The 14917-nt window shown below is 69.1% G+C and carries 15 protein-coding genes, 1 tRNA gene and 1 pseudogene; 11 read left to right on the plus strand and 6 right to left on the minus strand.

Annotated features, from left to right (window positions below; genetic code table 11):
* Positions 1-64: 64 nt before the first annotated feature.
* Positions 65-1102, minus strand: coding sequence for an alpha/beta fold hydrolase (locus Q0812_RS08565; RefSeq protein WP_302109908.1), 1038 nt, complete (start codon positions 1100-1102; stop codon positions 65-67).
* Complete coding sequence (locus Q0812_RS08570) at positions 1099-2025, minus strand: class I SAM-dependent methyltransferase (protein ID WP_302109909.1); 927 nt, start codon at positions 2023-2025, stop codon at positions 1099-1101. The genes Q0812_RS08565 and Q0812_RS08570 overlap by 4 nt, the downstream gene beginning before the upstream one ends.
* 260 nt (positions 2026-2285) lie before the next feature.
* On the opposite strand from Q0812_RS08570, the gene Q0812_RS08575 reads away from it, so the two are divergent.
* A complete protein-coding gene (locus tag Q0812_RS08575) occupies positions 2286-2774 on the plus strand; it encodes an Hsp20 family protein (RefSeq protein WP_302109910.1) in 489 nt (162 codons plus the stop codon).
* A gap of 55 nt (positions 2775-2829) precedes the next feature.
* Here Q0812_RS08575 and Q0812_RS08580 read toward each other — a convergent pair whose 3' ends face one another.
* The 3 genes from Q0812_RS08580 to gpmA are packed head-to-tail and all read right to left on the minus strand — an operon-like array spanning position 2830 to position 5472.
* Entirely contained in the window at positions 2830-4092 is a 1263-nt protein-coding gene (locus tag Q0812_RS08580; protein WP_302109911.1) for a pentapeptide repeat-containing protein, read from the minus strand.
* A 49-nt stretch (positions 4093-4141) separates the two neighbouring features.
* Positions 4142-4759 carry a bifunctional diaminohydroxyphosphoribosylaminopyrimidine deaminase/5-amino-6-(5-phosphoribosylamino)uracil reductase RibD gene (locus Q0812_RS08585; RefSeq protein WP_302109912.1) on the minus strand — a complete coding sequence of 206 codons (618 nt, stop codon included), beginning with the start codon at positions 4757-4759 and terminating at the stop codon, positions 4142-4144.
* Positions 4756-5472, minus strand: coding sequence for a 2,3-diphosphoglycerate-dependent phosphoglycerate mutase (gpmA, locus tag Q0812_RS08590; RefSeq protein WP_302109913.1), 717 nt, complete (start codon positions 5470-5472; stop codon positions 4756-4758). Before gpmA ends, Q0812_RS08585 begins: the two co-directional genes overlap by 4 nt.
* A 125-nt stretch (positions 5473-5597) precedes the next feature.
* On the opposite strand from gpmA, the gene Q0812_RS08595 reads away from it, so the two are divergent.
* Genes Q0812_RS08595 through Q0812_RS08605 form a run of 3 tightly spaced genes read left to right on the plus strand, consistent with a single transcriptional unit; the run spans position 5598 to position 8329 of the window.
* On the plus strand, positions 5598-5852 hold the full coding sequence (locus Q0812_RS08595; protein ID WP_302109914.1) for a hypothetical protein: 255 nt from the start codon (positions 5598-5600) through the stop codon (positions 5850-5852).
* The gene (locus tag Q0812_RS08600) at positions 5849-6799 is read left to right on the plus strand and encodes a KpsF/GutQ family sugar-phosphate isomerase (RefSeq protein WP_302109915.1); all 951 of its coding nucleotides are present in this window, start codon (positions 5849-5851) and stop codon (positions 6797-6799) included. The genes Q0812_RS08595 and Q0812_RS08600 overlap by 4 nt, the downstream gene beginning before the upstream one ends.
* Before the next feature lie 33 nt (positions 6800-6832).
* The gene (locus tag Q0812_RS08605) at positions 6833-8329 is read left to right on the plus strand and encodes a phosphomannomutase/phosphoglucomutase (RefSeq protein WP_302109916.1); all 1497 of its coding nucleotides are present in this window, start codon (positions 6833-6835) and stop codon (positions 8327-8329) included.
* A gap of 5 nt (positions 8330-8334) precedes the next feature.
* On the opposite strand, the gene glmM is transcribed toward Q0812_RS08605, so the two are convergent.
* Complete coding sequence (glmM, locus tag Q0812_RS08610; RefSeq protein ID WP_302109917.1) at positions 8335-9684, minus strand: phosphoglucosamine mutase; 1350 nt, start codon at positions 9682-9684, stop codon at positions 8335-8337.
* A 236-nt stretch (positions 9685-9920) separates the two neighbouring features.
* Between glmM and Q0812_RS08615 the strand changes: the two genes are divergently transcribed.
* The 7 genes and pseudogenes from Q0812_RS08615 (at position 9921) to Q0812_RS08645 (ending at position 14879) form a co-directional block, all read left to right on the plus strand.
* Positions 9921-11150: an NAD-dependent epimerase/dehydratase family protein gene (locus Q0812_RS08615; protein WP_302109918.1), complete on the plus strand. Its 1230-nt coding sequence runs from the start codon at positions 9921-9923 to the stop codon at positions 11148-11150.
* 4 nt (positions 11151-11154) lie between these two features.
* The gene (locus Q0812_RS08620; RefSeq protein ID WP_302109919.1) at positions 11155-12021 is read left to right on the plus strand and encodes an NAD-dependent epimerase/dehydratase family protein; all 867 of its coding nucleotides are present in this window, start codon (positions 11155-11157) and stop codon (positions 12019-12021) included.
* Between the two features lie 89 nt (positions 12022-12110).
* Positions 12111-12185: transfer RNA gene (locus Q0812_RS08625), tRNA-Val, on the plus strand.
* 314 nt (positions 12186-12499) lie between these two features.
* Positions 12500-13288, plus strand: a pseudogene (locus Q0812_RS08630) (ABC transporter ATP-binding protein); the annotation flags it as partial.
* A gap of 90 nt (positions 13289-13378) precedes the next feature.
* Positions 13379-13624: a hypothetical protein gene (locus Q0812_RS08635; protein ID WP_302109920.1), complete on the plus strand. Its 246-nt coding sequence runs from the start codon at positions 13379-13381 to the stop codon at positions 13622-13624.
* Positions 13625-13626: 2 nt separating this feature from the next.
* Positions 13627-14160: a hemerythrin domain-containing protein gene (locus Q0812_RS08640; RefSeq protein WP_302109921.1), complete on the plus strand. Its 534-nt coding sequence runs from the start codon at positions 13627-13629 to the stop codon at positions 14158-14160.
* Positions 14157-14879: a Crp/Fnr family transcriptional regulator gene (locus Q0812_RS08645; RefSeq protein WP_302109922.1), complete on the plus strand. Its 723-nt coding sequence runs from the start codon at positions 14157-14159 to the stop codon at positions 14877-14879. Before Q0812_RS08640 ends, Q0812_RS08645 begins: the two co-directional genes overlap by 4 nt.
* Positions 14880-14917: the final 38 nt, after the last annotated feature.

Below are 14917 nucleotides of genomic sequence, written 5' to 3' on the forward strand. Positions count from 1 at the left end.
GCGTCCCGGAACCGGACGCTCCCTGACTATCGGAAGCCATCCTAGCGGGGATCATGCCACGTTTTTAAGTCGCTTCGCCTGCGGCTTGTGCGTGTTCGAGACCCGTCAGCGCCTCCTTGCGAGGCGCGAGATAGTCGGCGAGCGAATCGAACTCGCGAAGGGCCAGGGCGCGCAGGTCGTCGCGCTCCATCAAGATCTCGTGCTTGGCGCCGGGGATCTCCACATAGCGGCCGCGGCCCAGCCGCTTGGCGGCCCAGCGATTGGTCTGCTTCCAGACGCGATCGTCCTCGCCGGACTGCACCACCACGACCGGGATGCGTACGCGCTTCAACGCCTTGGGCTTGAGGGCCCGCTCGCCCGCTTCGAGCGCCATGAGCAGCCAGCCCCAGGTGGGGCCGCCGAGGGCCAGGTGCGGGCAGGCGTACAGCTGCTGGCGCCACAGCTCGTAGCGGTGGGCGTCGGTGGTCAGGCCGTCCCGTTCGAAGGTGTGCTCGAAGGGATCGTCGGTGTTGTCGAGGATGTACTCGGCCGCACGGCCATTGCGCACATTCCAGCGGGCCGCGAAGCGAACCGACCACAGGGACCGCTTGCCTGTCTTGATGCGCAGCATGGGACTGGACAGCAGCGCCGCGCCGATGCGGCTCTCGCCGTCTTCCAGCGTCAGCAGATTCAGGCAGGCGCCCATGGAGTGGCCGACCATCATCCACGGCCTGGGCGCGCGGCCTTCAAAGGCGTCGAGCAGGCGGCTGAAATCATCGAGATACTCTTCGACCGCGCGGGCGTGACCCTTCAGGCGGTCGGGAGTCAGGCGGGCGGACAGCCCCTGACCGCGCCAGTCGTGGGCCAGCACGCAGAATCCGCGCGCCAGGAAGTCGCCGATCAGTTCGAAGTACTTCTCGATGGGCTCGGTGCGGCCGGGGCTCAGGATCACCGTGCCTCGCGGGCCTTGCGGGGCGCTTGAGGCGTCGGGCGTCCAGAAGGCGGCCCGCAGGCGCAGACCGCCCGCCCCGCGCACCCATTCGCCTTGTCCGCCCGCGGGCGAGGGAGCTGCGGGTATGCCCATCAAGGGGGCGTTGGCGGCGAAGGCGGCGGCGCGACTCACGCGGGTTTCCTAAACTTGAGCGTCATGCGGTCGGCCTCGCCGATCGCGTCGAAGGGAGTGTGATCAAAGGTCGGATCGGCCGGACGCCCTGGCGGGGCCGAAAGGCGGTGCGGCGGCAGGGTCCAGATGCCGAAGGGATGGTCCTTGGTGTCCTCGGCATTGGCGTTGACCTCGCTGCCGGCGACGAACTCGAACCCCGCCTCCTGGGCCAGCTGCTTGACGAAGGCCTCCTGCACATAGCCGCTGGTGGCTGCGGGATCCTGCACTTCGCCGGAATCGGCCCGGGCCTGGACGACGCCCAGGCGCCCGCCCGGCTTAAGCGCGGCGAAGGCGTCCGCGAAGGCCTTCTCGGCGATCCCAGCCGCCATCCAGGTGTGGATATTGTCCATGAACAGGGCCAGATCGAGCGAACCGGCCGGCGCGACGGGCCCGCTGGTGGGGCCGAACTCCACCATCGAGATGTCGCCGTAAAGCCGCCTGTCGCCGCCGAAGCGTTCGCGGAATCGCTCCACGATGCGCGCCATGGCGGGATCGCCGCCGGGCTGGAGCTGGAAGTTGGCGGCGTGCAGCCTGCCCTGGTTGCGCGCCAGCCACGGGGCCAGGATCTCGGTCCACCAGCCCGCTCCCGGCCAGAACTCAGCCACCTCGTTGCCGGCGGCCAGGTCGAAGAACTCCAGGGTCTCGGCCGGGTGGCGCGCCGCGTCGCGCGCCCGATCGCCGCCGCGCCAGTCGCCCGCGACGGCCCAGGCCATGGACCCCTCGGGCGGACCATCCGCCCTGGCGGGCCGGCGCGCCTCGGCCTTGGTGGAATCCCGCTCGCCGCAGCCGGTCAGAACGAGGGCTGCGCCCCCCGCGGCCGCCAGAAGGCCGCGGCGCGTCCACACCCCCCTCGCGCCCGGATTTTTGAACCCTGCTTCGGCCATGCCACCCATCTTCCGAGCGCCTTCCGGAGGCCCCGGACACGCCGGGATTAGCCCGCGCCGCCCCCCTCGTCAAAGCCGTGCGGCGATTTGGCCGGGAACCCTCTTGCGGCCGGAAAGCCGCACACCATCTCTGATTGCGAAGACGCCATCGCGGGTCTTCCGAAGCCTTGGACGCCAGATGGGTCCTACCGCTTCGCCCCTGCCGGTCCGGGTCAAACGCGCGGATCGGCGTCAACCTTGCTGCATGCAGGAGGATTGTCATGCGTACCTACGATCTGTCCCCCCTCTATCGCTCCATGGTCGGCTTCGACCGCCTGGCGAATATGCTGGAGACCGCCGCCAAGTCAGAGGCGAACGGCTGGCCGCCCTACAACATTGAGGCCACCGCCGAGAACGAGTACCGCATCGAAGTGGCGGTTGCAGGCTTCCGGGCCGAAGAGCTGTCGGTCGATGTGAAGGAAAACCTGTTGCTGGTCGCCGGCCGCAAGCAGGCCAACGAAGCTGAAGAGCGCCGCTTCCTGCACCGCGGGCTGGCCGAGCGCGACTTCGAGCGCCGCTTCCAGCTTGCGGACTACGTGGTCGTGACCAACGCCTCGCTGGAGAACGGCCTGCTGTCCATCAGCCTGCGCCGCGAACTGCCCGAGGCGCTGAAGCCCCGCTCCATCCCGATCTCGGGCGAAGGCTCCCGGACCCGTCCCACCCTGGTCGAAGGCTCGGCCAAGCCGGCCGGCAAGGGCAAGGCGGCCTGATCCGCCCCATCCATGTGAGCCTGTCGGGGCGGCGTTGAAAGGCGCCGCCCCTTTGCTATTCCGGCGGCGGCAGGCCCCTGGCTGTGCGCGCCTGAGCGCCGGTGGTATCGGCGCCGTCCATGCGGGCGCCGTGGAAGTCCGCCCGTGAAAGGTCCGCCAGCATCATCACGACGCGCCTGAGGTCGGCGCCGGAAAGATCCGCCCCACGCAGGTCGGCGCGCGTCAGGTCAGTCGGCAGCAGCCGATCCGCCGTGATCATCAGAGGCCCCAGGTCCGCGCCACGCAGGTCCGAGCCGTTGAGTTTCGCGCCGGTCAACCGGGCGCCGCGCAGATCGGCGTGGCGCAGGTCGCACCCACGCAGGTCGGCCCCTTCCAGATGGGCGCCCTGGAGCTGAACGCCCTGCATATCCAGCCCGTACCAGACCGCGCCCTTGGCCGAGAGCGCCGTCAGGTTCAGGCCCTTGACGGACTTCAGCGGGCGCAGGTCGACGCCGTCGAACCTGGACGGCTGGCCCTCGGCCCCGCCAGTCTCGCACCAGCGGGCGTGCTCGCGCAGCATTTCGGCGGCCGGCAGGTCGGTCAGCCGCGCGCCCGCGGGCGCGTCGTCAGTCAGGGCGCCCTGCAGATCAGCGCCGTCCTTGCGCATCTGGTCCGTGCGTGCGCCCACCAGCACCGCATTCCTGAGGTCCGCGCCGGAGATGTCGGCGCCGGACATGTCCGCTCCCGCCAGGTCGGCGCCGTTCAGGTTCGCCTGTTTCAGATTGGCGCGGACCAGCTTGCAGTCCTTCATCACCGCGTCCGAGAAGTCGGCCTTCACGGCGATGACGCCCGACAGCTTGGAGCGCTGCAGATTGGCGCCGGCCAGGATGGCGCCCTGGGCCTCGCCCGCGCGGGTCTGGGCCGCGAAGACCTTGAAGCCGGAGGCCTTGTCGGCCGCGGCGATGACGCCTTCACGCAGGTCGGCCTCGAACAGGTCGGCCCCTGAGAGATCCGCGCCGCGCAGGCAGGCGCCGCGCAGGTCGGCGCGCCTCAGGCTGGCCTCGATCAGGATGGCGTTCTGCAAGTCGGCTCCGAACAGGTTGGCGCTGTCCAGGCGAGCGCCGCTCAGATCGCAGTCGGCCAGAATGGCGCCGGACAGGTCCGCGTCGGCGAGGTTGCGACCCACCAGATTCAGGCCCGACAGATCGCACCAGGCGAAGACGGCGCGGGCGCCGCCGGGCCTGGCTTGCCACAGGCGGTCGTGCCGGGCGCAGATGGCGTCCGCTTCGGCTTGGGTCAGCCTCTTGTGCAGTTGTTGTATCTGGGCGCTGGCCGCCATCGCGCCAGCATCGGCGAACGCCGTTAAAGAAATGTGCTTAACGCGGCGCTCAGCCGGTCAGCAGTCCCTGTTCCGCCAAGGCGTCGGCCAGGGGGCCGGGCGGGGTCCAGAGGCGCGTGTAGCCGGCTTCGCCAAGGCGGGTCAGTTCGGCCTCGAGGTCGGCCTTTGGACTGGCCGCGAAGCGGGCGTCGAAGCCCTCGGCGTCTTCGGTCACGACCACCAGGGGGCGGCCCGTTTTCAGCCGGTGCAGATAGCCCTCGACCAGGCCGATGGCCTGATCCGCGAGCAGGCCGCTTTCAACCTGAAGTCCCGCGGCGCGCAGCTTCTCGATGCCCCGCCCGGCCGCGAATGGCGAAGGGTCTTCGCAGGCGACGACGACGCGCCTGACGCCCGCGTCAATCAGGTGCTGGGCGCACGAGATGCGTCCGGAAGAGCGGGCGCCGCACGGCTCCAGCGTCACATAGGCGGTGGCGCCGTCGGCTCGCTCGCCGGCCTGGGGCAGGGCCTGCTCCTCGGCGTGGGGGCGACCGCCATCGGCCGTGGCGGCCTCGGCGATGATCTGGCCGTCACGGGCGATGACGCAACCGACCGGCGGGTTGGGGAAGCTGCGGCCGAGGCGGCCCCGGGCCAGCTCGATGGCGCGGGCCATGAAATCGGCGTCGCTCATGCGGCGATCTCCGGCAGGGCCTGGGCGCGGCCCTCATCCAGATAACGGGCCGAGACGGGTTGCAGGTCCGCATTCAGCTCAATCACCAGCGGATTGCCTGTGGGGATCTCCACGCCCACGATCCGGTCGTCAGCCACCTGGAACAGATGTTTGACGATCGCACGCAGCGAGTTGCCGTGGGCCGCCACCAACACTGTCTTGTCAGCCTTGAGCCGCGGCGCGATGGCCGAGGTCCAGTACGGGAGCACCCGCTCAAGCGTCAGCTTCAGGCTTTCGGTGGCGGGCACGGTCGCGCCGGCGTAGCGCGGATCGCCCGACAGGTCGTGCTCGGAGCCCGCCTCCAGGGGCGGCGGGGGCGTGTCATAGCTGCGGCGCCAGACCTTGACCTGCTCTTCGCCGTGCAGGCGCGCGGTTTCCGTCTTGTCGAGGCCGGTCAGCCCCCCGTAGTGGCGCTCGTTCAGCCGCCAGTCCTTGGTCACCGGAATCCAGCTGCGCCTCGCGGCGTCCAGGGCCAGGTTGCAGGTGCGGATGGCGCGCGTCTGCACCGAGGTGAAGGCCTCATCCGGCAACAAGCCCTGCTCGGCCATCAGTTCGCCGCCGCGCCTGGCCTGGGCCTCGCCCTCAGTCGTCAGGTCCACATCGACCCAGCCGGTGAAGCGGTTTTCCAGGTTCCACTGGCTCTGGCCATGGCGCAGCAGGATCAGGGTGGGCATCAAGGCTCTCCGCCGCGCGACAGGGCAGGGCAGCGGCCCGGCGCGGTCCGGCTGGGCTAACGCCGCTCAGGGGAGGGGTCAAGCGCGGGTGGCGCGGGGGCCGCCCAGGCGGTATAGGCCGGACAATGCTTTCGGACCGCCTGTTCTACTTTCTGACCGCGTTGTTCGCCCTGGGGCTGATCGCGCTGGCGCTCGTCTGGCCGCAGGGCATGGGCGCGCCGTCGCCGGGCCCGTTCCGCCGGCCCGTCACCCTGCCGGAGTACGCCATTCTTGAGCAGCGCAAGGCGGCTGAAGAGGCCCGCGCGGCCGAGCGAGCGCAAGAGTTGGCGCGTACGGCTCAGGCCGCTGAATCGGACGCGTCGGAGCCCTCTGTCCCATGAGTGATGATCTCGACGTCGCCCGCCAGGTTCTGAGGACCGAGGCCGAGGCGCTGATCCAGATGGGTGAAGGTCTGGGCCAGCCGTTCACGCGGGCCGTGGAGTTGTGCGCGGCCGTGACGGGCCGCGTCGTCCTGACCGGCGTCGGCAAGTCGGGCCATGTGGGCCGCAAGATCGCTGCGACCCTGGCCTCCACCGGGGCGCCCGCCATGTTCGTCCATGCGACCGAGGCCAGTCACGGGGACCTCGGCATGATCGGTTCGGGCGACCTGATCCTGGCGCTCTCCAAGTCGGGCGAGACCAAGGAGCTGGCCGACGTGGTCGCCTACGCCAAGCGGTTCGGCGTTCCCCTCATCGGTATGACAGGACGGGCTGACAGCGCCCTCGGCCGCGCCGCTGACGTACTGCTTCTGCTACCCGATGCGCCCGAGGCGGCGCAGGGCGTTGACGCGCCCACCACCTCGACCACCCTGCAGATGGCGCTGGGCGATGCGCTGGCGGTGGCCCTGATGGCGCGGCGGGGCTTTACGGCGAAGGATTTCCGCAACTACCACCCCGGCGGCAAGCTGGGCGCCGCGCTGAAGACCGTCGGCGACCTGATGCATGGCGGTCCGGAACTGCCCCTGGTCGAGGGACGCACGCCCATGCCCCAGGCGCTGCTGACCATGACCGAGAAGCGCTTCGGATGTGTCGGCGTGCTGGGTGATGACGGCGCCCTGGCGGGCCTGATCACGGACGGCGACCTGCGCCGCCACATGGACGGCCTGATGAGCCATGCCGCCGCCGAGGTGATGACCCCCTCGCCCAAGACGGTCTCCCCCGACGACCTGGCCGCCGATGCGCTGAAGGTGATGAACGATGCGCGCATCACCGTGCTGTTCGTCGTAGACCAAGGGCGCCCGGTCGGCGTTCTGCACGTGCACGACCTGCTGCGCGCCGGCGTGATCTGACCAGTTTCTGCACCCCTTGCCGACGGACCTGCCATGACGACGCCCCGCGCCGACCTGAAGCCCAACACGCCCGAGTACGAGACCCAGGCCCTGGTCAAGGCGACCGGCTTTCGCGAGTACGACGCGCGCTGGGTCCTGGAGAAGGAGATCAATCTCCTCGGCATTCAGGCGCTGGGCCTGGGGCTGGCCACCTACATCCATGATCTGGGTAAGACGCCCCGCATCGTCGTCGGCCACGACTTCCGCAGCTATTCCCTGTCGGTGAAGCAGGCCCTGACCCTGGGCCTGATCCAGGGCGGATGCGAGGTGCTGGACATCGGCCTGGCGCTGTCGCCCATGGCCTATTTCGCCCAGTTCGCGCTGGACGCCCCCTGCGTGGCCATGGTCACGGCCAGCCACAACGAGAACGGCTGGACCGGGGTGAAAATGGGCGCCCAGGCCCCGCTGACCTTCGGCCCGGAGGAGATGGGCGCGCTCAAGGACATCGTGCTGGGCGGCAAGGGTGTGGAGCGGCCCGGCGGTTCGGTCACCCGCGTCGAGAACTTCCGCGAGCGCTATCTGGAGGAGGTGACCGGCGGGGTGAAGCTGACCCGGCCGCTTCGCGTTATCGCCGCCTGCGGCAACGGCACGGCCGGCGCCTTCGCGCCCGAGGCGCTCCGCCGCATGGGCGCCGAGGTCATCGAGATGGACTGCGATCTCGACTGGACCTTCCCGCGCTACAACCCCAATCCCGAAGACCACGATATGCTGAAGGAGATGGCCAAGGCCGTGCGCGAAAAGGGCGCCGACCTCTGCCTGGGCTTCGACGGCGACGGCGACCGCTGCGGCGTGGTGGATGAGACGGGTGAAGAGATCTTCGCCGACAAGATCGGGCTGATGCTGGCGCGGGACCTGTCGGCCCTGCACAAGGACGCCACCTTCGTGGTCGATGTGAAGTCCACCGGCCTCTACGCCACCGACGAGGTGCTGAAGGCCAACGGGGCCCAGACCGTCTACTGGAAGACCGGCCACTCCTACATCAAGCGCAAAACCGCCGAGCTGGGCGCCCTGGCCGGGTTCGAGAAGTCCGGCCACTTCTTCTTCAACGCCCCCATCGGGCGCGGCTATGACGACGGCCTGGTGGCGGCGGCCGCCATCCTGCAGATGCTGGACCGCAATCCGGAGAAGTCGCTGAGCCGGCTCAAGGCTGCCCTGCCGACGGCCTACACTTCGCTGACCATGAGCCCGCACTGCCCCGACGAGGAGAAGTACGAGGTCCTGGCCCGCATCGTCGCCGAGTACGAGAAGATGGGCGCCGAGGGCGGCTCGATCCTGGGCCGCAAGATCACCGAGGTCATCACCGTCAACGGCGCGCGCGTGCACCTGGAGGATGGCTCATGGGTGCTGGTCCGCGCCAGCTCCAACAAGCCCGAGCTGGTCACGGTGGTCGAGAGCATGGCTTCCGAAGACGATATGCGCGCCCTTTTTCGCGAGGAGGTGAAACCCCGCCTGGCCCGCCACGGGGTGACCGACTTCAATCAGGAAATCTGAGGGATTTAACCCGCCGCCTTCACCGCCGCGGCGATGTCCTTGACGACCCGGCGCACGAGGGCGGCGTTGTCTCCCTCGGCCATGACGCGGATCAGGGGCTCGGTGCCCGACGCGCGCACGAGCACCCGGCCCGACCCGTTCAGGGTCGCTTCGCCGGCTGCGATTGCGTCCTTGACCGCGGCGGCCTCCAGCGGCTTGCCGCCGGCGTGGCGGACATTCTCCAGCACCTGGGGGACGGGGTCGAACTGCCGCGCCAGCTCGCTCATGGGCTTGCCGCTCTCGACCATCACCGCCAGCACCTGAAGCGCCGCCAGAAGGCCGTCGCCCGTGGTGGCGTGGTCGCGCAGAATGATGTGGCCGGATTGCTCGCCCCCCAGGTTGAAGCCGCCCTGCCGCATCTGCTCCATGACATAGCGGTCGCCCACCTTGGCGCGGATCAGCTTCAGTCCGTCGGCCTCCAGGCGCCGCTCCAGCCCCAGGTTGGACATGACCGTGGCCACGACGCCGCCGCCGCTCAAAACGCCCTTCCTGGCCCAGCTTTTGGCGATCAGCGCCATGATCTGATCGCCATCGACCACGGCGCCCTTCTCATCACAGACGATTAGCCGGTCGGCGTCGCCGTCCAGCGCAATGCCGATGTCGGCGCGATAGGTCCGTACCGCTTCGGCCATGGCCTCGGGGGCGGTGGAGCCGCACTTCTGGTTGATGTTCGTCCCGTCCGGCTCAACACCCACGGGGAAGACCTCGGCGCCCAGTTCGTAAAGGGCCACGGGCGCGACCTTGTAGGCGGCGCCGTTGGCGCAATCGATCACCACCCGCAGACCGTTCAGGTTCAGATTGCGCGGGAAGGTCGCCTTGGCGATCTCGACATAGCGGGCCTGGGCGTCGTCGATGCGTTTGACGCGGCCCAGCTTGTCGGAGGCGGCCAGACCCTGCTCAAGGCCCTGGTCCATCAGCGCCTCGATCTTCAGCTCCATCTCGTCCGACAGCTTGTAGCCGTCCGGTCCGAACAGCTTGATGCCGTTGTCGGCGTAGTTGTTGTGGCTGGCCGAGATCATCACGCCCAGGTCCGCGCGCATGGAGCGGGTCATCATGGCCACGCCGGGCGTCGGCAGCGGACCGAACAGTCGCACGTCCATGCCGACCGAGGCGAAGCCCGCCACCAGGGCCGGCTCGATCATATAGCCCGACAGCCGCGTATCCTTGCCGATCACCACAAGATGGCGGCGGTCGTCGGCCGACATGAACAGCTTGCCCGCCGCCAGGCCGACTCGCAGGGCCACTTCGGCCGTCATGGGATGGCTGTTGGCGCGGCCCCGAATGCCGTCGGTGCCGAAATAGCGTCTCTGACCCATGACCCGTCCGTCGTATTCCGTCGTTTCGCCCGGACCTAGCCGGGGAAGGTTAAGTCCTCACAACTAGAGCAAGCCGCGCCGGGGGCCAAACGGGCTTTGGCCGCAATGGCCGGGCGCCGTCCCTGAGAACGGCCGGCAAGCGGCGAGGAAGTTCTCCTCAGCCCCACCGCCAAGGTTGCCCGGCGCGCCCTCCATGGCTAACGCTGAGGGGCCAGGTTTTTGAGCAGGAGACGGCATTGACCCATCGCGTCATCATTCTGGGCGGCGACGGCTTCTGCGGCTGGCCGACGGCGCTGCATCTGTCCCACCTGGGCTGGGAGGTGACCGTTGTCGACAACTTGTCCAGGCGCGCCATCGACAACGAGCTGGAGGTGCAGTCGCTGACGCCCATCCGGCCCATGGGCGAGCGCATCGCCGCCTGGAAAGAGGTCAGCGGCAAGTCCATCGGTTTCGTCAACATGACGGTCGGCAAGGAGTTCGACCGGCTGGTCGCTCTGATCCGTGAACTGAAGCCGACCAGCATCGTCCACTTCGCCGAGCAGCGGGCCGCGCCCTATTCTATGAAGTCGGCGCGCCACAAGCTGTACACGGTCGACAACAATCTGAACGCCACCAATCACCTCTTGGCGGCGATCGTGGAAAGCGGTCTGGACGTGCACCTGGCCCACCTGGGGACCATGGGAGTCTATGGCTACACCACCGCCGGGCTACGCATCCCCGAGGGCTATCTGCGGGTGACTGTGGACACCGACTTCGGCCCGGCCGAGCAGGAAATCCTGTTCCCGCCGAACCCGGGCTCGATCTACCACATGACCAAGACCCAGGACGCCCTGCTGTTCCAGTTCTACGCCAAGAACGACGGCCTTCGGATCACCGACCTGCACCAGGGCATCGTCTGGGGCACCCAGACGGCCGAGACCCGCGCCGACGAGCGGCTGATCAACCGCTTCGACTATGACGGCGATTACGGCACGGTATTGAACCGCTTCCTGATGCAGGCGGCCGTCGGCCACCCCCTGACCGTGCACGGCTCGGGCGGGCAGACGCGGGCCTTCATCCACATCCAGGATACGGTGCGCTGCATCGAGCTGGCCCTGAAGAACCCGCCCTCGCGCGGCGAGCGGGTCAAGATCCTGAACCAGATGACCGAGAGCCGCCGCGTACGCGACCTGGCCGGCATGATCGCCGAGATGACCGGGGCCGAGATCGCCCACATGCCCAACCCGCGTCAGGAGGCGGATGAGAACGAGCTGGTGGTGGCCAACGATCAGTTCCGTCAGCTGGGTCTCAACCCCATCACCCTGCGCCAGGGCCTGATGGAGGAGGTGACTGAGGTGGCCCGCCGCTACGCCGACCGCGTCGATATGAGCAAGATCCCCTGCGTCTCCCACTGGAACCGGGATCGCGCGGCTGCCGCCCAGGCGCCTGAGACGCCTCACGCGCCGCCCCAGGCCCAGGCGGTCTGACGGCTTGAACCTGACGGCGGTGCGCATCGCGGTTCTGGGCGCCGGCTATCTGGGCCGGATCGCCGCCCTGCGGCTGAGGGCCAGGGGGGCGAGGGTGGACGCGGCGGCGCGGGCCGCCGAGCGGCGGCGCCTGCTCCAGGGCGAGGGGCTGGCGGCCCTCGACCCGATGGATGGGGCGGCCTTGAGCCAGGTCGTCGGCGCCGCGGACGGCGTGATCGTCACCGCCGCCCCGGGCTCGGAAGGCTGTCCTGTCCTTGCGCTCACGCGGGGTTTGCTCGCTGACGGGCGGGCGCGCCGCATCGTCTATGTCTCGACCACGGGGGTTTACGGCGACCGGGGCGGACGCTGGGTGCTCGAGGAGGGATCCCTGAACGCGCCGACGATCCAGGGCGCGCGCCGCGCGGCGGCCGAGCGCGGCTGGCTGGCGTTGGGACAGGCTGCGGGGGCCGAGGTGATGATCGCCCGGCTGCCCGCCATCTACGGCCCGGGCCGATCGGTCCTAGACCGCCTGCGCGCGGGCGACGCCCAGCGGGTGCGCAAGCCCGGCCAGGTCTTCAACCGGGTCCACGTCGATGACGCGGCCGAGGGGCTGATCTTGATGCTGGAGCGGGGCCAGGCGGGCCAGGCCTACAACCTGACCGACGATGCGCCGGCGCCGGCGCATGAGGTGACCGAGTGGGCGGCCCTGCGCCTGTGTATGGAGCCGCCGCCCTGGACCGAGTTGGATGATCCGGCGGTCAACGCCGAAATGCGGCGCTTCTATCTGGACTCCAAACGCATCGGCAACGGCAAGGCCAAGGCGGCTCTGGGCTGGCGGCCCCGCTATCCGAGCTATCGCGAGGGGCTGGAAGCGATCCTGGCGCAGACTTGAGGGTCGCGCGGCGCGAAGGCCTTGCGGGGTCCGCCGTGGGCGGGCTATAGGAGCCGCCTTCCCGTTCCGGCCCCCCGGAACCGCCCGGCGGACGCGTAGCTCAGCGGGAGAGCACTACGTTGACATCGTAGGGGTCACAGGTTCAATCCCTGTCGCGTCCACCATTCTTTTCAAACACTTATCTGGTCTGTGAGCGCCCTCGGCGAGGGGCTGCCCATGATTGGCCCATGAAACGCAGAATCTGCCCAATCAGGAAGACTCGGCGTCTGGAGGCCCCCCGGCGGTTCCGATCTTCCCGATCGGGATGACGGCGATTGTGCGGAACAGGCCGTCCGCAGCGCAGTCTTGCCCGTGCGCGTCGCGCTAGGCGCGCCGCCGGCGGCTCAGGGCCTTGCGGGCGTTTTCCATGTGATCCGGGCAGTGGTGGCCGTAGCGCTGCCGGATCAGGCTCTCGCTGGTTTCGAGGTGAAGCCGGCGAGGGGTGACGGTGAAGACCGAAGGGCAGGTGACGATCTGGGGCCGCGACATCGACCGCGAGCCCCGGAACGCCCGCGCCGCGCTGGGCGTGGTCGCCCAGGAGATCACCGCCGACGTCTTCTTCACTCCGCGGGAGTCGCTGGAGGTGCAGGCGGGTTTCTACGGCGTGCCCAAGGCTGAGCGCCGCACCGACGAGCTGCTCGAGGCCCTGGGCTTGGCCGACAAGGCCGAGGCCTATGTGCGCCAGCTGTCCGGCGGCATGAAGCGCCGCCTGATGATCGCCAAGGCCCTGGTGCATAATCCGCCGGTGCTGATCCTGGATGAGCCGACCGCGGGCGTGGACGTGGAGCTGCGCCGTCAGTTGTGGGCCTATGTGCGGCGCATCAACGCTGAGGGCGTGACCGTGCTTCTGACCACCCACTATCTGGAGGAGGCCCAGGAGCTGTGCGACCGCATCGCCATCGTCAATCACGGCGAGATCGTCGCGGACGCCCCAACGCCCGAACTGCTGCGCCGCCTGGATACCCGCAACGTGTGGGTTACGCCCGAGGAGCCGCTGGAGACGGCGCCCGAGATCAGCGGCTTCGAGGCCAAGGCGTGGCCGGGCGGCGCCTTTTCCATCACCTACAAGACCGGCCAGTCCAGCGTGGAGCAGGTGCTGATGGCCGTGCGCGCGGCCGGGGTGCGTATCCGCGACATCGCCACTGAAGACCCAGACCTGGAGGATGTCTTCCTGGCCCTGACCTATGCCGACAAGAGCAAGATGAACCCCACGCGCGACCGGGCCTGATCCCGACTACCCCGCTTCCCGTGGGAGGCGGCGCGGCGGAACCTAGGTGCATGCAGGTTGTTGCCTTGAGGAGCCCTCAAGGAGCCCAGCATGCAGCGCGACATACATCAGCAGAATCAGAAGGGCCGCATCGCCAACGACGCCCAGCCGCTGGGCGAGCGATGGGGCGTGGCTGACCACGAGGAAACCATGCGCACCGGTCGCAGGGAGCGCCACACCGCCGGGCCAGATGGTCCTGACGCGCGCGAGGTCTCGGACCTGACCGTCTCGACCGGGGAGGCCTCCGGCGCGCCCAAGGGCTCGCCCGCCGGCGTTTCCACAACCGAGGGAGACTGAAGATGTCCATCATCGACCGGGCGCTGGCCGCCGTCACGCCCCAACCCTCGGACGAAAGGCGCGCCGAGGCCACTGAGAAGGCGCGCGCCGCCGCCGAGGCGAATGACTGGCTAACCCTGGCGCTGGATCAGCATGACCAGATCCGCCGTTGCTTCCGAGAGGGGCGTGAAGCCACCGCGCCCGAGGCGCGTCTGGCGGCCATGAAGGCGCTGGCCGACGTGTTGAACCCGCATTCGGCCGCTGAGGAGGTGGTGCTCTATCCGGCCATGGCCCAGCACGGCCACAAGATGCAGGCCGGCGCGGCCTACGGCGAGCAGACGACCACCAAGATGCAGATGTCCGAGCTGGAGAACATCGATCCGGCCGCCAAGGCCTGGACCGACAAGTGGGAACATATCGAAGGCGCGGTCCTGACCCACATGTTCGAGGAGGAGAACGGCTGGTTCATCCACCTGAAGGAACATGCGCCCGACCAGGCCCGGCTGACCGTCCGGTTTGCCGAAGAGGTGTCACGCTGTTCCGGCCGGAGCGGATGAGTCCGGAACCCTTCGGCAACGCCTTTCTCGACCGGCTTGACGCGGAGGATCAGCGGGCCCTGGCTCCTGCGCTGCAGCCTGTCGAGCTGGAGCGGGGGCGTGTACTGATCGAGCAGGACGACCTGGTCGAGGCCGCCCACTTCCCCGTGGACGCCGAGTTCGGCAACGTGGTGGTGCTCAAGGACGGGGCCGCTGTGGAGACCTCGGTGGTGGGCCGCGAGGGCGTCTCCGGCCTCGCGCCCTTCCTGGCGCGGTCGGCCTGCCCGTGGCGAGTGAGGGTGCGGCGCCCAGGCCGGGCGTGGGCCATTCCGACCGAGGCCATTCTCGAACGGGCGGAGAAGAGCTACGCGTTACGCATCGCGCTTCAGCGACTGACGCTGTTCTACCAGGTCCAGGCTGTGCAGGCCGCCGCCTGCAACGCCGAGCATCCGGTCGCCCAGCGACTGGCAAGGTGGCTGCTTTTCGCCTCGGACCTGAGTCCCGGCCTGCCGCTCACCTACACGCAGGTGGAGCTGGCCGAACTGCTCGGCGCCCAGCGCACCACGATCCTCGACGCCATGAGCGGGCTCAAGGAGGAGGCTGGGCTCTCCTATGCGCGGGGGGTCATCCACATCCGCGACCGGTCCCGGCTCGAGCGGCGGGCCTGCGAATGCTACCGGGCACTGAGGGCGCGGGGCGAGCGGCTGGGCATCCTGCCGCTCCAGACCGAAATCGGTTGAGGCCGGCGCGCCCAACGAAGCCCAGATTTCGGTCCAGA

Source organism: Peiella sedimenti (assembly GCF_030504955.1).
Lineage (GTDB): Bacteria > Pseudomonadota > Alphaproteobacteria > Caulobacterales > Caulobacteraceae > Brevundimonas > Brevundimonas sedimenti.